This is a genomic window from Cytobacillus sp. T106 (assembly GCF_040492155.1).
Lineage (GTDB): Bacteria > Bacillota > Bacilli > Bacillales > Cytobacillaceae > Bacillus_AB > Bacillus_AB infantis.
Genome location: NZ_JBEUMK010000016.1, coordinates 52,218 through 69,812, shown reverse-complemented (window position 1 = coordinate 69,812; position 17,595 = coordinate 52,218). Strand labels below are relative to the sequence as shown.

The window sequence follows — 17,595 nt, the reverse complement described above, 5'->3', positions numbered from 1 at the left end:
GGTTTTTTTACAATGGCTAAAGAGATTAAGTTTAGTGAAGAAGCCCGCCGCGCCATGCTGCGTGGAGTGGATTCCCTTGCAAATGCGGTAAAAGTTACTCTTGGACCTAAAGGACGCAACGTGGTTCTTGAGAAGAAATTCGGTTCACCTCTTATCACAAATGACGGTGTTACCATCGCAAAAGAAATCGAGCTTGAAGATGCATTCGAAAACATGGGTGCCAAGCTTGTAGCTGAAGTAGCAAGCAAGACAAACGATGTTGCCGGTGACGGTACGACAACTGCAACTGTCCTTGCACAGGCTATGATCCGTGAAGGCCTTAAGAATGTAACAGCAGGCGCTAACCCAATGGGCATCCGCAAAGGAATCGAAAAAGCGGTAACTGCGGCTGTAGAAGAGCTTAAGTCCATCTCCAAGCCAATCGAAGGCAAAGAGTCCATTGCACAGGTTGCTGCAATTTCTGCTGCTGACAACGAAGTCGGACAGCTGATTGCAGAAGCAATGGAGCGCGTTGGCAACGACGGCGTCATCACAATCGAAGAATCAAAAGGCTTCACAACTGAATTGGATGTTGTAGAAGGTATGCAGTTCGACCGCGGATATGCATCTCCTTATATGGTAACTGATTCTGACAAGATGGAAGCTGTTCTTGAAAATCCATATATCCTGATCACTGACAAGAAGATCACAAGCATCCAGGAAATCCTTCCTGTTCTTGAGCAGGTTGTACAGCAAGGCAAGCCATTATTGCTTGTAGCTGAAGATGTGGAAGGCGAAGCGCTTGCTACGCTAGTAGTGAACAAACTTCGCGGCACATTCAATGCTGTTGCTGTTAAAGCTCCTGGCTTCGGCGACCGCCGTAAAGCTATGCTTGAAGACATCGCAGTCCTTACTGGCGGTGAAGTAATCACTGAAGAGCTTGGACGCGACCTTAAATCTGCCACAATCGATTCTTTAGGACGCGCTTCTAAAGTAGTGGTTTCCAAAGAAAACACAACAATCGTTGAAGGTTCTGGAGACAGCGCTCAAATCGCTGGCCGCGTGAACCAGATCCGCGTTCAGCTGGAAGAAACAACTTCCGAATTCGACCGTGAAAAGCTGCAGGAGCGCCTGGCTAAATTGGCTGGCGGTGTAGCAGTTGTCAAGGTTGGAGCTGCAACTGAAACTGAACTGAAAGAGCGCAAGCTCCGCATCGAAGACGCCCTGAACTCTACTCGCGCTGCAGTAGAAGAAGGAATCGTTTCCGGAGGCGGCGTTGCCCTTCTGAACGTATACAATAAAGTGGCTTCCCTTGAAGCAGAAGGCGACGAAGCGACTGGCATCAACATCGTTCTTCGCGCAATGGAAGAGCCTGTACGAACAATCGCCCACAACGCAGGCCTTGAAGGTTCTGTCATCGTTGACCGCCTGAAGCGCGAAGACGTAGGCACTGGCTTCAACGCTGCTACTGGCGAATGGGTAAACATGATCGAAGCCGGTATCGTTGACCCAACAAAAGTAACTCGTTCAGCCCTTCAAAACGCTGGATCTGTTGCGGCTATGTTCCTGACTACAGAAGCTGTAGTTGCTGACAAGCCGGAAGAAAATGCCAGCCCTGCAATGCCTGATATGGGCGGAATGGGCGGAATGGGCGGCATGATGTAATAATGCCCTCCAGCCCTTGATAGATAAGGGTTTTATGTAAGATGAGAGTGTGATGTTAACATTTTGTTAACATGAAGTTTTTAACGGAGGCTTCTCATGAGTTGAGCAAACTTGTGGGAAGCTTCTTTTTTCATTTCTTGCGTAACGTGGAGGTACACATTCTTTGTAATTTGATCATCGGAATGTCCAAGTCTGTCCATGATCTGTTCGAGTGAAACACCAGCTTCCGCTAGAAGTGAAGTATGTGTATGTCGTAAAGAATGCGGTGTTAACTCTTGGTTAAGGCCTGCAATCCTAAGTAGCCTAGCCATTCTGTTTTGTACAGTCTTGATGACAATAGGGTAACCAAATTGCCGTTCCATTTTGGCAAAGATAAAGTCTTCGTTATGGTAAGTATCCCCCAACTGATCGATGAATTCATCTTGAATTTTTTTATGCCCCTTCAATGCGTTTATCACCTCTTCGGCGACGATAATTTTACGTCGAGATTTCCTAGTCTTTGGGGTAACTAACTGATATTCAAGAGTATTGTTATTAGGATTGTAGTACGTTTTGGTAATGCTAATCGTATAATTAATAAAATCTACATCTTTCCATTTGAGAGCTACTAGTTCCCCAACTCTAATACCTGTGTAGGACAGGATGAGAAACATTAAGTGGTCTAAATTTAAACCATGCTCTTTAGCAGTTTTTAAAAATAAAGCAAGTTCCTCTTTCTCCAAATACTTTGGAACTTCTTCTTCCTCTAACTGCTCAATTGTTTTCTTATCTTTCTTTAGATATGAAAATGCTGTTGGATCCTTCTTTATTATTTCCATTTCAAGTGCTTTTCGAAAAATCATCTTTCCAGTTCGATTTATTCCATTCATTGTGCTATCAGAATATCCCTTTTCTTTTAAATCATTTAGAGCATCCTGATATCTCTTCCTTGTAATATCCTTTAATTTTAATTGAGCAAAATAAGGAATTAACTTGTCTATTTCATGTAGTCTGACACGAATCGTTCCGGGCTTTACATCCTTAGAGTCTTTGTAAATGGTAAGCCACTCTTTTGCAAATTCGATAAAAGTTTGATTTTTTTCTTCAACATACATTCCTTGCTCTATTTCATAAATAAGTGCGGAAGCAGCCGACTCAGCTTCTTGTTTGGTTTTATAACCACCTTTCCCTTTTTGTTTGCGTTTACCGCTTACTGGATCTATTCCGATATCAACCATAAAGGCCCAAGTAGAACTACAAGTACATTTTTTCTTTTTGCATTTGCAGCCTCTTTTGTAAAAATGTCCCTTCATTTCATTGGATGACCTCTCTTTCAATGTTTTTGTTTACAGCTATCATTTATACCCGATAAGAATATCAACCATTCATGTTATTAGAGTATAATGAAATAAATGTAAAAGTTGAAAATTTAAAGGAGGTTCGTCATGGCAAATAGATGTATTTACTGTAATACAACAGAGGTCTTAACTGTTTCAGACATTTTTCCTGAGAGCTTAACCAATGCCAAAATTACTAAAAAAAATGTATGTAGAATTCGTCATAATAATGAATTTGGAAGTACGTTTGAGTATGATGTGATTTCTAAGTTAACATTCCTTAGAAATCACTTAGATATTACCAATAAGGAAAGTAAATATGGAAAATACGATGTAACAGTAATAATAGATGGTGTTGAATATGACAGAAAAATAAAAAATGCAATGGAACTATTTAATGGTAACATTTATAAAAGTAAAGAGGGAGATTACTTATTTGGCGATTTTGAAAAAATCAAAAAGATTGCTGAAAGAAAAGGGAAAGAACTTAAGCAGATTGATATAAATAATAAAGAAATTGAACTAAAGATAGGTTTTAGTTTAGAGGTGTTATTCAGTTTATCCATGAGAAGATTAGCGGCGAAAATAGCTTATGAATGGCTGTGTTCTCTAAATGATATTAATGAAAGATATGATGATTTTGCAAACATAATAAATTTCATTGAAACTGGTAATGATGATAATTTTGTGTCTTATATTGCTAATAATGATGTTTATAATGCATTTTCAGAAGTGTGTGAAAGTGGTAGCCATAGTTTAATAGCTTATGAAGATAACGATAATCATCTCCAAGTTTTAATTAATTTCTTTGGTATATGTATTTTCAATGTGAACTTTGGAAAGAAGATTCTCAAGCAAATACAAAACAGATTTGGCTTTACTGAGCTTCAAGTTACAAGTAAAAAAGTTGAGTATAAATCCAAGAACTTTTTTGAGTTTACCGATAGAGTTATAAATAATGTAGTATTTATAGGTAATGATAAAATGAGATTAGCTGTACCTCTGATATCTCAACAAGATATTCAGATTGGTTTCGGAATAATAAATATAATGAGTAAATTGAAAAATATGATTGGTAATATTTCAATAGACAATGAATTGGTTCAGACTGTCTTGGAAAATTATAAAGAATTAATTCATACTTCTGTACTACATATTCGTAAGCTCAAACGTTTTGTAAATGAGCATTTTTCTGACTTTACAGAGGAAAAAATATTAAATCCACAAGGTAATTCTTATGATGAGTTTTTTTTATATTACCTTCTTTATTTAATCGGTAAAAACGGAGATGTCCCCAAAGAATCTAATTATATTTACAAGTTGGTTATTTCGAATATCGGCGAAAGAGGACCTTTAATATTAAATAATACATTTATCGAAGAATTAAAAGTTTCATTATTTAACGATGAAAAATACCCAGAGCAAATACTAAACGGTGCAAAATTGGTTAAAGATGCTCCATATCATTAATACTTTCTAGGTCTAATCTGGATTTTTTGATTATAATTAAGTGCAATCCTATATGTAATTTGAAAGCAAAATAATTGCATTTTGCTTTCAAATAATGTTACTCATTAAATTACTAAATTTATTAGATGCCTCTCGTTTCATTTCATTTGTAACGTGAAGATACACTCTTCTTGTCACTTCATCATCGTGGTGACCCAAACGATCCATAATTTCCTCCAAACCAACGCCGGCTTCCGCTAAAAGAGACGTATGTGTGTGGCGAAGGGAATGTGGAGTAAGACTTGAATTTAATTCGGTCCGTTTTAATATTCGAGCCATTCTGCTTTCAACAAATTTAATTAATACTGGATAGCCCGGATGACGGTACACATTAGCAAATACATAACCGTTATCATTGTAAGAGACACCTAGATGTTGAATAATTTTTTCTTGTTCTTCTTTAAGTTTCTTTAAAGCCTCAATAACTGCAGTATCTACAGCAATTTTGCGTCTAGATTTTTTTGTTTTTGGAGGAACCAACTGATACTTAACGGTGTTATTATCTGGGTTGTAATATGTTTTTGTAATATAAATCGTGTGTTTATCGAAGTCTATATCTTTCCACTTTAGAACAACTAATTCTCCAACACGTATACCTGTGTAAGATAAGGTAATAAAAATGGCTTCATCCATAAAAAGTCCATTTTCTTTAACTCTTTTTAAGAAAAGTGCAAGCTCTTCTTTTTCAAAGTATAAAGGTATTTCTTCTTCATCGGATTCAATAATGATTTGCTCGTCTTTTTTTATATAAGCATTTGTAGTGGGATCTATTTTAATCATTCTTTTATCAACAGCCATATTAAAAATCATTTTTCCTGTAGTATGAACCCCTTCAATTGTAGTTCTAGCAAAACCTTGATCTTTTAAATCATTCAATGCAGATTGATACATTTCTTTTGTAATATTTTTAAGTTTTAAATGGGCAAAGTAAGGTAATAACTTTTTGATGCTGTACTGCCTTAGACGAATAGTTCCGGGTTTCGGTCCATTTCTTTCAATATAAAGCGGCAACCACTCATTAGCCCAATCTTTGAATAATATATCTGTTTCTTTAATAAATGTATTTTGGTTTATTTCAGTAATAAGAGCCGCTGCCGCGGCTTCGGCTTCTTGTCTTGTATTAAAACCGCTTCTAGATTCCTGTTTTCTATTACCGGTCTTTGGATCCTTCCCCACATCTATTATAAAGGACCACTTCCTTCCACAAGTGCAATTGTTCGGTTTACATTTACAGCCTCTTTTTCTAAAATGGCCTTTCATAATTATTGATTAACCTCACTTTTCTCTTTTAATCTAACAATCCATTTCTTAAAGTCGGATTTTCCCACTCTTTTTGATGTCCCAATTGAAAAGTAGGGAATACCACCGTGTTCTACTTGTCTTTGAAATAACTCATAAACTCTTCTTCTTGAAATACCAAGAAATTCTGCAATATGCTGTGCAGTAAGAGTGTCAGGTAGTGATTCCCAAGTTGTATATTTTTTTGTGGTTTGCATTTTGAATACCTCCAGATTTATATTTAATTGATAATAAAGAAACCGCAGATGTATATAGCCAACTAATAGTTAATTGGTTACGTTACTTCTGCGGTTTTCGCTTGTTCGGTTACGATATTTGATTAAGTCTTACTTAATATATTTTATCTTCGTATTTTCATATTCGAAGGGTTTTTCTTGAAAAATAATATTTTATTTTAGTTTAATGTTTCGGTTTATTGACCATAATGGAAATAAAACGTTCGGTAATATAACCATCGAAGAATTCTTCGATGGTTAGCTAACCGAATAAATACTCCCAAAAAGCCTTGATTACAAGGGTTTTTGAGAGTTTGCATATTTTGAAATCAATCTGAGTACTATACTCTTCGGTTTCTTAACCAGTCATATCTTCAAATTTCTCAATTTGTTCGGTTATATGACCAGTTAAATTTTCTAGTAAAACAAACGGAGAGAGCCGATAATTAATTTGGATGTCGTTATTTGCCTCAAAGTCAATATTTACTTCATCAAAATACATTAGGAAGAAAACGCGTATCTCACTATCTGTAAAGTTTAAAAAGCTTTGCTGTAACATTTCTTTTAAGAATAATTCAAGGTAATTGTCGTCAAGTAATTTATCGATTTCATCCATTGTCATACTAACATAGGCTATTTCATCTTTTAACTCTTCCTGTGCAACCATGAATGCTTCCTCTAAAAGAGGGGTGTTTGCTATATCAGTTGCTAACATATTTTGGTTATAAAGTGATTTTTCTAGAAGTTGTTTCAGATTGTGTTTTGCATTTTTAAGTTTGTTAGACCAGCTTTTAAGTTGCTCTTTAGACGTAATAGCAAATGTGGAAAAATGTATAGCCCACTTCTTTTGTAAGTCATTTAAAACAGTTTCATGTACAGGGATAATTGGTACTGTTTTTTTACAATCTGGGCATCTATAAATCATATATTTGCCACGTTTGCCCTTTGGAGAATTATCTTTCGCAACTAAATGTGAATGACATCTTTTACATAGGATTATGCCTCGAAGGTAATAAGGGGTACTCATCGTCCCATAATCACTTTTAAATTCGCTAATTTGTTTTATAAGATGTAAGATTGTTGGACTAATAATAGGTTCGTGAACATTCTTAAATAAATCGATATTTTTTTCGGCTTTTGGTTTACTGATTTCATAACTAGTTCTAACATTCCAAGCTAAATTTCCAACGTATACTCGGTTGGATAGGACATAGCCAATCGTACTGCTGTTCCAATATTTTACCTTTTTAGTCTTGATTTCACATTTATTGAGAAATTCAGCAATAATTTGCTGGGAATGCCCGAAACTAGCCAGATAAAAGATAAGCTCAACAACTTTAGCATCTTCATTTGGAAATAGAACACCATCCTTCATATCATAACCGATTGGTATACGAGATCCGGGGCGTTTAGGGTAATCTTGATTCAACATATTTACGTGAGCATCTTTAGCCCGGATGGATTTTATTTCAGATTCTTCAGCTGCAAAGACAAGCTTGGCTTGAGTAATAGGATCATTAGGATTCCATTCACCATCGGATTGGGTGCTAAAAAACTTAGTTTGAGGAAATTGATTTTTAATAGGTGTATATACCTCGTTATAAAAGTCAGTAATACTTCTAGTAATTCTAGATTCTTCATAGAAACAGATTGCCTCAGCTCCATTAGCAATGTCATCAAGGACCATTTGTATGCCCTTGCGTTTACCCGCATTATTGTGAAAGGCACTTGTTGCTTTGTCTACACGCCATTCAATTATCTCAAGATTTTCTCTTTCAGCTAGAAGTTGAATTTGGCTTTTTTGAATTTCTAATGAATGATTTCCATCTTGCTTTTTGTCAGAGTAGCGTTTATATCCAATTGCTTTAATTTTTTTCATGATACATCTACATCCTTTCTGAATGCTGAAAGGTAGAGAACGATTTGTACATGAGTTTCAAATACAAGAGCCTTATCTACAAGTAATTCAATTAGTTTTTGGAGTTCTTGTTGTGAGTTATTATAATTTAGCTGTGTTAATTGTTTAACATTTTTTATATCATCACTAAGTTCTTTTAATGCTAAAAGGTCCTGACCTATTGAGTTATGTCTTTCTTTGAGTTCCTTAATTTTATCCAAATATTTTGGGATAAGTGGTTTATTTTTTTTATCAAGCGTGCTTACTGTTAGAGAGGCATCGAGATATTCAGAAACAGCTTTTTTCTGTTCACGCTCTAGCCTTTTATTTTCAGCAATTATTCGCTTTATAATAATCTTTTCGGCTTGGTAGATGGAGATAGATTGAACATGATCTAGAATAGTTTGAATTAATAGGTCATTAAATTCTTCAGCTGAAATAGCCACTCTTCTATGATCATCACTACATACAAAGTATCCGGCATCAAGAGGATTTTCTTTCCGATGCTTCATTATACTATTACATTCACCACATAGTGGAGTGGTAGAATATATAGTGTTAACTTCCTGAAGTTTTTCTTGATAGTATGATATAAACTTATCAATTTGTGTTTTAACAGCAAGAAAAAGATCTAGGCTTATCATTGGCTCCACATGAGGAAGTAACTGATACCCATTTTTCGATTCGTAATGTGCAGAGTAAAATGGATTAGTTAATAACCGAAGTAGTTTTTCAGGCTTGGTAAGTCCCTTTCGACGGATTAATAAAAACTCAATAAATTGCTCTTCATCAGAGACGTTACTAAAATCATTGAACAATGTAACAACTATGTCTCTTCTGTTCTCGTCAATTAAGAAACGTACTTTACCTTCTTCTTTGATCCGCTTGAAGCCAAAGATACTAGAAGGAAATTGCTTTCTTGCATCATCTGTACGTGAACGAATATTTTCTCCTTCAATTTGTCCAAACATTCCATAGAATGCCTCTAGAGCCAGTTTATTTCTAAATGGTGGTTCATTACTAGCAGTGTAGATGACTTCCACATCATGTTTAATAAAGATTTTTGTTATATCTACGAATTCATAAAAGTTTCTAGCAAACCGATCACGTTTATATCCAATTACTGTCTTAACCTTGCCTTCTTGAATTAAACGAATTAATTCCATTAACTTTGGTCTTTTGCTCATTTTTAGTTTTGTCGCTGAAACATCATAATCAGATAAATAAATAATAAAATCTTCATTTCCAGCTAAATCTTGTGATTCGAGATATCTTCTCGCTGCAGCATCTTGCAGTTCAAGGCTTTGCGCAGCTGAACTAACTCGTTTATAAACCACAATTAATTGTTGTTCCTTCATAAAAATTTCCTTTCTCATTATTTATTTTCTACTAATCAGTAAAGCCCGAAGTCTATAATCATTTTTTGCAATATGATCAAGAAGTGCTTTCTCAATAAACCGTCTGAACCATAGTTCAGATTCTAATGTTAGCTCTTCGGAGTAACTGACTTTTACAATTCTGTATGGGTTTTTCACACTATCCCCTCCAGTCTATTTTTTGTAATCATCTTTGACTGAAGGGGAATTATTTATACGTTACTTGGTATTAGCTGATTTTCTTTGTTCTATATCTATATCAAGCGATAACTGGACACCATCCGTTCGCTTGGTTCTTTGGTTCTTTCTTGGCTTAATAATTACTTGTGTTTCATATCCGGGAATTTGCATCTTCTTTATGATTTTGTTCATTCTTTAGTTCCTGTAGGTGGAAGAACAAAAGAATAATAGTTTTAGAGATTTCAACATCTTCACAGTGGGCAAGACATTGTTTATACCAATCTGTACTAGAGTTTTTCTTGTTCTCCACTGAGGGAATCCTCCTTTCTAGGTGAAATTAAATGCTATTGGCCTCAAGCGTTAATCATCTTAACTTTAAGAAATTAATATTCTTATAGGTAAAAAGAACTATTTACGTTTAGTTGATAAGAATTGATAAATTAATTTGGGTACTACGTTTAAGTTAGCCTAACGGAACTCTGGTGGGCTGATTGCCATATAGTTATTAAAGTTTTCTTGGTTATTTTGATGTATAATTAATATTGGAAATATCATGGAAATAGAAACGATAGTTGGGAAGGATTTCCTAATTCATATAATTAATTTAGATAATGGAAGACAGGGGGCTTTATTTTTATGGCTATAAAGAAACAGGTTAAAGAAAAGAGTATGGAGGAAACATTATGGGATTCCGCCAATAAATTACGCGGATCCGTTGAGGCTTCAGAATATAAACACGTTGTTCTAGGATTAATTTTTTTGAAATTTGCTAGTGATAAATTTGAAGAACGAAAAGCGGAATTAATAGATGAGGGTAAAGAGAAATATGTTGATATGGTTGAGTTTTACACCATGAAAAATGTATTCTATTTGCCTGAGATTTCCCGATGGAGTTACTTAGTAGAGAATGCAAAACAAGAAGATATTGCATTAAAAATTGATACAGCACTTTTTACAGTTGAGAAAAATAACCCATCGCTTAAAGGTGCTTTACCTGATAATTATTATTCTCGTTTAAATTTTGATGTAAATAAATTAGCATCCTTAATAGACACGATTAATAACATCAATACGCTTAAAGACAAGCAACAAGATATTGTAGGTCGGATTTATGAATATTTCCTTAGTAAATTCGCATTAGCAGAAGGAAAAGGTAAAGGAGAATTCTACACTCCAAAAAGTATTGTAAATCTTATAGCTGAAATGCTCGAACCATATAAAGGTAAAATTTATGACCCTGCTTGTGGTTCAGGCGGTATGTTTGTTCAGTCAGTAAAATTCATCGAGGCGCATCAAGGAAATAAAAAAGATATCTCGATTTATGGTCAGGAGTATACAACTACTACTTATAAACTAGCAAAGATGAACCTTGCTATAAGAGGGATTTCAGGAAATCTTGGAGAAAACGCTGCAGATACCTTTTTTAATGATCAGCACAAGGATTTGAAGGCGGATTTTATAATGGCAAATCCCCCATTTAATCAGAAACAGTGGAGAGCTGAGAATGAGTTAACAGATGATCCACGTTGGGCAGGTTACGAAGTACCACCTAGAGGAAATGCTAACTATGCTTGGATTTTAAATATCGTTTCTAAGTTATCTGAGAATGGTGTTGCTGGATTTTTATTGGCAAATGGAGCATTAAGTGGGGGCGGAGATGAGTATAAAATACGAAGAAAGCTTCTTGAAAATGATTTAGTAGAAGCGATCCTAGTATTACCACAAAATATGTTTTATACAACAAATATTAGTGTTACTCTCTGGATTCTTAATAAAAACAAGAAAGCTAGGACTGTAGAACAAAACGGAAAATTAAAAAAGTATCGTAACCGAGAAAAAGAAATTCTGTTTATGGATTTAAGAGAAATGGGTGTACCTTTTGAGAAAAAATATATCCAGTTTTCTAAAGATGATATAGCCAAGATTAGCTCTACCTACCACAACTGGCAACAAACTGATTATGAGAATAATTATCAAAATGTTGCAGAGTATTGCTATAGTGCTTCTTTTGAAGAGGTTTCTAATAAAGATTTTTCATTAGTGCCAAGCAAGTACATCCAATTTGCAAACCGTGATGAGGATATCGATTTTGACGAAAAGATGAAAATGTTACGAAGCGAGTTTACTGAATTACTTAAAGCTGAAGAAGATTCGAAAGAAGATCTATTAAGTGTTTTTAAGGGGTTAGGTTATGACATCAATTTATAAAAGAATCGGAGATTGCATAAGGTTAGTTGACGAACGCAATGATAATCTTAGAGTTAAAACTCTTTTAGGGTTAAGTATCACAAAAGAATTTATCCAATCTGTTGCAAATATAGTAGGAACTGATTTGAAAAACTATAAAATTATAAGGAAAAATCAGTTTGCTTGTAGCACTATGCAAGTAAGACGTGACAAAAAAATGCCAGTTGCATTACTAAAGGATTATGATGAGGCAATTATTTCAGCAGCCTATCCTGTATTTGAGGTAATTGATGAAGAAATAATATTGCCTGAGTATTTAATGATGTGGTTTAGTAGGAGCGAGTTTGATAGAGAAGCTTGTTTTTATGCTATAGGTGGAGTTCGCGGGAGTATTGAATGGGATGATTTTTGTGATATGAAACTTCCTGTACCATCCATTGATAAGCAAATGGAAATTGTAAATGAATACATGGTATTGGTAGATAGAATTGAATTAAATAATCGTCTGATCGAAAAGTTAGAGGAAAGTGCAAAATCTATTTTCAAACAATGGTTTGTTGATTTTGAATTCCCTGATGAAGATGGCAACCCATATAAATCCAATGGGGGAGAATTGGAATATAATGATGTTTTAGAAAAGGATATTCCAAAAGGTTGGGAAGTTGGGGTTCTGGAAGATATTGTAGAGATAATTATATCCCACAGAGGAAAAAGTAAATCAATAATGGATTTAAGAGATAAGGATGGAGAGTTTATTTATCCTGTAATTTCTGCCATGAATGTTAGTAATGGTGCAATAGTGAAACAAGAGATGATAAGTTATGTGAATAAAAAGACGTACAAAGATTGGATGAGATCCCCCCTTGAAATTGGAGATGTTATTATGACATCCGAGGCTCCTATGGGAGAATTACTATATGTTGCTAATAGGAAGGATTATGTATTAAGCCAACGCTTATATGGTATAAGGGTAAATAGGAATTTATCTAGAGGTTTATTTCTATATTTCTGGTTATGCACTACCGAAGCCAAGAAAGATATGGAGGGACGTGCAACAGGCACTACGGTATTAGGCATAAAACTATCAGAGTTAAAGAAACTTATAATTCTAAAGCCAACACCAGAAATAATTTTTGAATTTGAGAACAAAGTTCATTTAATTATGGAATTTGTTGAAGAAAAAAGGTTAGAAAACGAGCTTATAAATGATTTGAAGAACATATTATTATCCAAACTTATATCTGTGGAGGGTTAGGAAATGAAATTCACAGAAGAAACTTTAGAGCAAGCCGTAATAGAGCTTTTTGAAGCTGAAAACTATCAACACCAGAATGGTAATGATATTCATAAGCAAGTTAGTGATGTACTTCTACGTGATGATTTAAAGGTATTTTTACTTAATCGTTATTCATCTGACGATATTACGATGAATGAGATTGAAAGCATCATACGGCAAATGGAAGTGCTACCTGCATCAACTTTGTACGAAAGCAATAAAGCCATTATCAAAATGATTTCTGATGGTTTTATTCTTAAACGAGAAGACCGGAGCAAAAAGGATTTATTTATTCAATTAATAGATTTCGACCCTGATAATATCGAAAATAATCTATTTAGAATAGTTAACCAATTAGAGATACAAGGGTTTGAAAAGCGTATTCCAGATGCAATTGTTTATGTAAATGGCTTACCTCTAGTAGTGGTAGAGTTCAAGAGTGCTGTTAAAGAAAATACGACAATAAAGGATGCCCATACTCAGCTGACTGTTCGTTACCAGAGGGATATCCCTGAGCTTTTTAAGTTTAATGCATTTTGTGTGATTAGTGATGGAGTAAATAATAAGGCTGGTTCATTATTTGCTCCCTATGACTTCTTTTATGCATGGCGAAAAATAGAAGGTAATGAGTCGTTTGAAAAAGATGGTATTGATTCACTTTATTCAATGGTGAAGGGTCTATTTAACCCAAAACGTTTCCTAGAAGTGGTTCGTCATTTTATTTACTTCCCTGATACAAGCAATAAAAAAGAAAAAATTGTTCCTCGTTATCCGCAATATTATGCGGCAACAAAATTATTAAAAAGTATTAAAAGGAACATGAGGCCGCAAGGTTCTGGTAAGGGTGGTACGTATTTTGGAGCGACAGGCTCTGGTAAGAGTTATACCATGCTATATCTTACAAGACTTTTAATGAGAGATAAAGATCTACAAAGCCCTACTGTTGTCTTGATATCAGATAGAACTGATTTAGATGATCAACTTGCGGGACAATTTACAAATGCTAAGTATTTTATTGGTGATGATCAAGTCATAAGTGTGGAAAGTCGGGAAGATTTAAAGGCTTACCTACAAAATAGAAAAAGTGGTGGCGTATTCTTAACTACTATTCAGAAGTTTAATGAAGATGTTGATTTGTTAACAGATAGAAACAATGTTATTTGTATTTCGGACGAAGCCCATCGTTCACAAACAAATCTTGACCAAAAAATAAAAATCACTAAAGATGGTGTCGAGAAAAAATATGGTTTTGCCAAGCATTTACACAATTCTCTGCCTAATGCAACTTATGTTGGTTTTACCGGAACACCGGTGGATGCAACCATAGATGTATTTGGGGAAGTAGAAGATGCATACACAATGATCGAAGCTGTATATGATGAAATAACTGTACGGATTGTTTATGAGGGAAGAGCAGCTAAAGTAAATCTAAATGAAACAAAATTACATGAAATCGAAGAGTACTATAAAGTGTGCGAAACTGCTGGGGCTAATGAATATCAGATTGATGAAAGTAAAAGAGCAGTAACCCAAATGGAAGTTATTCTTGGTGATCCTAAACGGTTAAAATTAGTGGCTGAAGATTTTGTAGAGCATTATGAAAAGAGAATTGAAGAAGGTGCAACAGTAAAAGGTAAGGCAATGTTTGTCGCTGCCAATCGACATATTGCTTATGACTTGTATAAGGAAATTATTGCACTACGTCCAGAATGGGCAGAAGTTAGAGTCTGTGACGAAGGTGTAGAGCTTTCTGATAAAGAAAAAAAAGAAATTAAACCAATGGAAAAAATTAAAATGGTCATGACTCGTAATAAAGATGACAGTAAAGAACTGTATGACCTGTTAGGTACGAAAGAATATCGTAAAGAGTTAGATAGACAATTTAAAAATGAAAAATCAAACTTCAAAATAGCCATCGTTGTCGATATGTGGTTAACCGGATTTGATGTACCATCACTAGATACAATATACATTGATAAGCCTATTCAGCAACACACATTAATTCAGACTATTTCACGAGTAAACAGAGTTTATGAAGGTAAAGAAACTGGATTAGTTGTCGATTATTTTGGAATAAAGAGCAATTTAAATGTAGCGATGAAAAAATATGGTGTTGTAGAGGGCGAAAATTTTGATGGTATCGATAAGGCAGTTGTCATTGTAAAGGACCAGCTAGATTTATTAGGAAAAATCTTTTATAAATTTGATAATACTGCATATTTTCAAGGAACCCCATTGCAACAGCTACAGTGCCTAAATCTAGCGGCAGAATTTGTACAACAAACGGAGCAATTAGAAAAACGCTTTATGGCTATAACGAAGAAACTTCGCTCTGCCTACAATTTATGTGTGTCTAGTGAAAATATAAGCCAAATGGAAAGAGATTATATTCACTATTACCTAGCTATAAGGTCCATCATCCATAAACTAACAAAAGGTGATGCTCCGGACACTGCTCAAATGAATGAAAAAGTAAGGCAGATGATGGAGGAAGCGTTAATAAGTGAAGGGGTAGAAGAAGTATTCAAACTTGATAAAAATGATCCGAAAAATAATGCGGACTTATTTAGTGATGAATACTTGGCTAAGATCAATAAAATCAAACTACCAAACACTAAAATTAAACTTTTACAAAAACTACTGTCAAAAGCAATTGAGGAATTTAAGAAGACCAATAAAATTCAGGGTGTCGACTTTTCAAAGAGATTTAAAAAATTGGTTGAGCAATATAATGAAAGAAAAGATTTCCAAGCTTTACAAAGCGATGTTTTGGATGATGTTGCAGAACAATTTGCTGATTTGTTCGCAGAACTAATGAAAGAGCGCGATTCTTTCAAGGATTTAGGAATTGATTATGAGGAAAAGGCCTTCTACGATATTCTCAAAGCAATTTCCGAGAAACATGAATTTGAGTACCCGCACGAGAAACTTATTAAACTATCACAAGAAATAAAGGCAATCATCGCGGATAAAGCTAGATATACAGACTGGTCGAGTAGAGATGATATTAAGGCAGAGCTAAAAGTTGATCTTATATTAACGCTTGCTGAAAACGATTACCCTCCTGTTCCTAAAGACGAGATTTTTAAAGAGATATTTGAGCAGGCAGAGAACTTTAAGAAGTATAGGGCGTAACCATAGACATACCCGCTATATTTACAAAATCAAAAGAAGAGATGCTTGTGCATCTCTTCCCTGTCTGACATACAAGTTGCACTAACAACTTATTTTAAGTATGGACAGAAATAAACCGAAATATAAGGTGTTTAAGGGGGAAAGTATGGATAGAAAAAGTTTAATTGAATTTTATAAAGAAACGGATTATAAGACTAAAAGTTTATCTATAAGAGGAATACCTCCTAGACCTAGCGAGTGGAATGTTCCCCTTTTTATTAAAAAAGTATATCCTGAAAACATAGACCTATTTAAAAACTCTATTAATAATAATCAGGTTGAAGTTGAATTAGAACAGGATGATTTAGAATATTTTAAGGCGTTATTGTTACATGAATCTTTATTTAACTTTTACAAGGCTTTTTATAATTACTTATGTGCATTAAAGCTTTATGACGGCGGATTACAGCATTGGATTGAAATTACTGCGTATTATGCAAAATTCTATTTAGCCAATAGCATTATTGCTTTAACAGGAAAATCAAGATATATAGTTACTGGGAGTAGCAAAAATTTCGTTGAAGATATCTATAAGCTAGTAAATAATAATGGTTATCAAAATAATATAAGGAAGAATGGTAGTTTTGTGGCTAGTTATGCTAGGTACGGCATAGAAATCAATATCAATCCATCTTTAAAGGAAGGTAAGCTGATAATTACTAAAGATTTAGGTAGCGGTGGTTCACATGGTTATGTCTGGAATAAATATTCGGCTTTAAATACAAAAGAATTCGGTATTACGGAATTGACCCATAGCTACCCGCAGCACCTTACCGAGGAAAGAAATCTTGAGAATTATTCTTTTGAAGGTTATAGACAATTGGACTTTAATTTGGATTTGGATAATTTTAAGAGTTACTTCCAAAGAGAATATATCAAAAATCAATCAAATCTAATTTATACTAGTGAAACAGCTATAATACTTGGAGTAATTGGTGAATTGTTTAATTTATTTGAGGAATTAAAGGTACATGACTTACCAATTGAAAAAGAAAAATTAATACATATGTGCAAATACACATTAGTTGAATCTGAACAATCCAAGAAATTGTCAGATTTAATTAGCTCCGGTTTTCCAACTAAGAATAAATATTTAGACGAGTATTATTGGTATGAATCAAATTAGAATCTTTTGCGTAGATAAGCAGAAACAAATGGTGATATAAATGAAACTTTTATTATGCCTTGAGTGTAACGATATATTTAGCCTCAACCTAAAAATGAAAAAATGTAGCTGTGGTAAGACAAAGGGGCAATACATAGACCATCTTAATGCAATTTATGAGGGAGATAGTGCTATGCCAATTGGTATTAGCAATCCGAGTTTAAAAGTGGCCGTCCTTAAACAACCAGAAATGGGTATGGGTAAAGAGTTTACTGCATTTACAATACCGAGAAATTGTCCAACTTTTATTAAAAGGGATAATAAGTAAATACATTTGGAAATTGATGCAACCCTCAGATAATCTTTATGAGTAAGGTGATATTATTCTCACAAAATCATATCATAGCGATGCGAATG

At 34.4% G+C, this 17,595-nt stretch carries 12 protein-coding genes; 7 read left to right on the top strand and 5 right to left on the bottom strand.

Going from position 1 to position 17,595, the window contains the following annotated elements:
- The first annotated feature begins 12 nt into the window (after positions 1 to 12).
- Entirely contained in the window at positions 13 to 1,644 is a 1,632-nt protein-coding gene (gene groL, locus ABU165_RS21390) for a chaperonin GroEL (RefSeq protein WP_318060891.1), read from the top strand.
- Positions 1,645 to 1,724: 80 nt separating this feature from the next.
- Here groL and ABU165_RS21385 read toward each other — a convergent pair whose 3' ends face one another.
- The gene (locus ABU165_RS21385) at positions 1,725 to 2,936 is read right to left on the bottom strand and encodes a tyrosine-type recombinase/integrase (protein WP_318060892.1); all 1,212 of its coding nucleotides are present in this window, start codon (positions 2,934 to 2,936) and stop codon (positions 1,725 to 1,727) included.
- Positions 2,937 to 3,068: 132 nt separating this feature from the next.
- Between ABU165_RS21385 and ABU165_RS21380 the strand changes: the two genes are divergently transcribed.
- A complete protein-coding gene (locus ABU165_RS21380; RefSeq protein WP_318060893.1) occupies positions 3,069 to 4,430 on the top strand; it encodes a hypothetical protein in 1,362 nt (453 codons plus the stop codon).
- A gap of 87 nt (positions 4,431 to 4,517) precedes the next feature.
- Here ABU165_RS21380 and ABU165_RS21375 read toward each other — a convergent pair whose 3' ends face one another.
- The 4 genes from ABU165_RS21375 to ABU165_RS21360 form a co-directional block, all read right to left on the bottom strand.
- Positions 4,518 to 5,729, bottom strand: coding sequence for a tyrosine-type recombinase/integrase (locus tag ABU165_RS21375; protein WP_318060894.1), 1,212 nt, complete (start codon positions 5,727 to 5,729; stop codon positions 4,518 to 4,520).
- Between the two features lie 2 nt (positions 5,730 to 5,731).
- A complete protein-coding gene (locus ABU165_RS21370) occupies positions 5,732 to 5,965 on the bottom strand; it encodes a helix-turn-helix domain-containing protein (protein ID WP_318060895.1) in 234 nt (77 codons plus the stop codon).
- A gap of 376 nt (positions 5,966 to 6,341) precedes the next feature.
- Entirely contained in the window at positions 6,342 to 7,862 is a 1,521-nt protein-coding gene (locus tag ABU165_RS21365; RefSeq protein WP_318060896.1) for a recombinase family protein, read from the bottom strand.
- Positions 7,859 to 9,238 carry a recombinase family protein gene (locus ABU165_RS21360; RefSeq protein WP_318060897.1) on the bottom strand — a complete coding sequence of 460 codons (1,380 nt, stop codon included), beginning with the start codon at positions 9,236 to 9,238 and terminating at the stop codon, positions 7,859 to 7,861. Before ABU165_RS21360 ends, ABU165_RS21365 begins: the two co-directional genes overlap by 4 nt.
- Before the next feature lie 834 nt (positions 9,239 to 10,072).
- Here ABU165_RS21360 and ABU165_RS21355 point away from each other — a divergent pair.
- From ABU165_RS21355 to ABU165_RS21335, 5 genes are all read left to right on the top strand, one after another.
- The gene (locus ABU165_RS21355) at positions 10,073 to 11,644 is read left to right on the top strand and encodes a type I restriction-modification system subunit M (RefSeq protein WP_318060898.1); all 1,572 of its coding nucleotides are present in this window, start codon (positions 10,073 to 10,075) and stop codon (positions 11,642 to 11,644) included.
- On the top strand, positions 11,628 to 12,878 hold the full coding sequence (locus tag ABU165_RS21350; protein WP_318060899.1) for a restriction endonuclease subunit S: 1,251 nt from the start codon (positions 11,628 to 11,630) through the stop codon (positions 12,876 to 12,878). Before ABU165_RS21355 ends, ABU165_RS21350 begins: the two co-directional genes overlap by 17 nt.
- Positions 12,879 to 12,881: 3 nt before the next feature.
- On the top strand, positions 12,882 to 16,034 hold the full coding sequence (locus ABU165_RS21345) for a type I restriction endonuclease subunit R (protein WP_318060900.1): 3,153 nt from the start codon (positions 12,882 to 12,884) through the stop codon (positions 16,032 to 16,034).
- 145 nt (positions 16,035 to 16,179) lie between these two features.
- The gene (locus tag ABU165_RS21340; protein WP_318060901.1) at positions 16,180 to 17,199 is read left to right on the top strand and encodes a hypothetical protein; all 1,020 of its coding nucleotides are present in this window, start codon (positions 16,180 to 16,182) and stop codon (positions 17,197 to 17,199) included.
- 40 nt (positions 17,200 to 17,239) lie between these two features.
- Positions 17,240 to 17,506, top strand: coding sequence for a hypothetical protein (locus ABU165_RS21335; protein WP_318060902.1), 267 nt, complete (start codon positions 17,240 to 17,242; stop codon positions 17,504 to 17,506).
- The last annotated feature ends 89 nt before the right edge of the window (positions 17,507 to 17,595 follow it).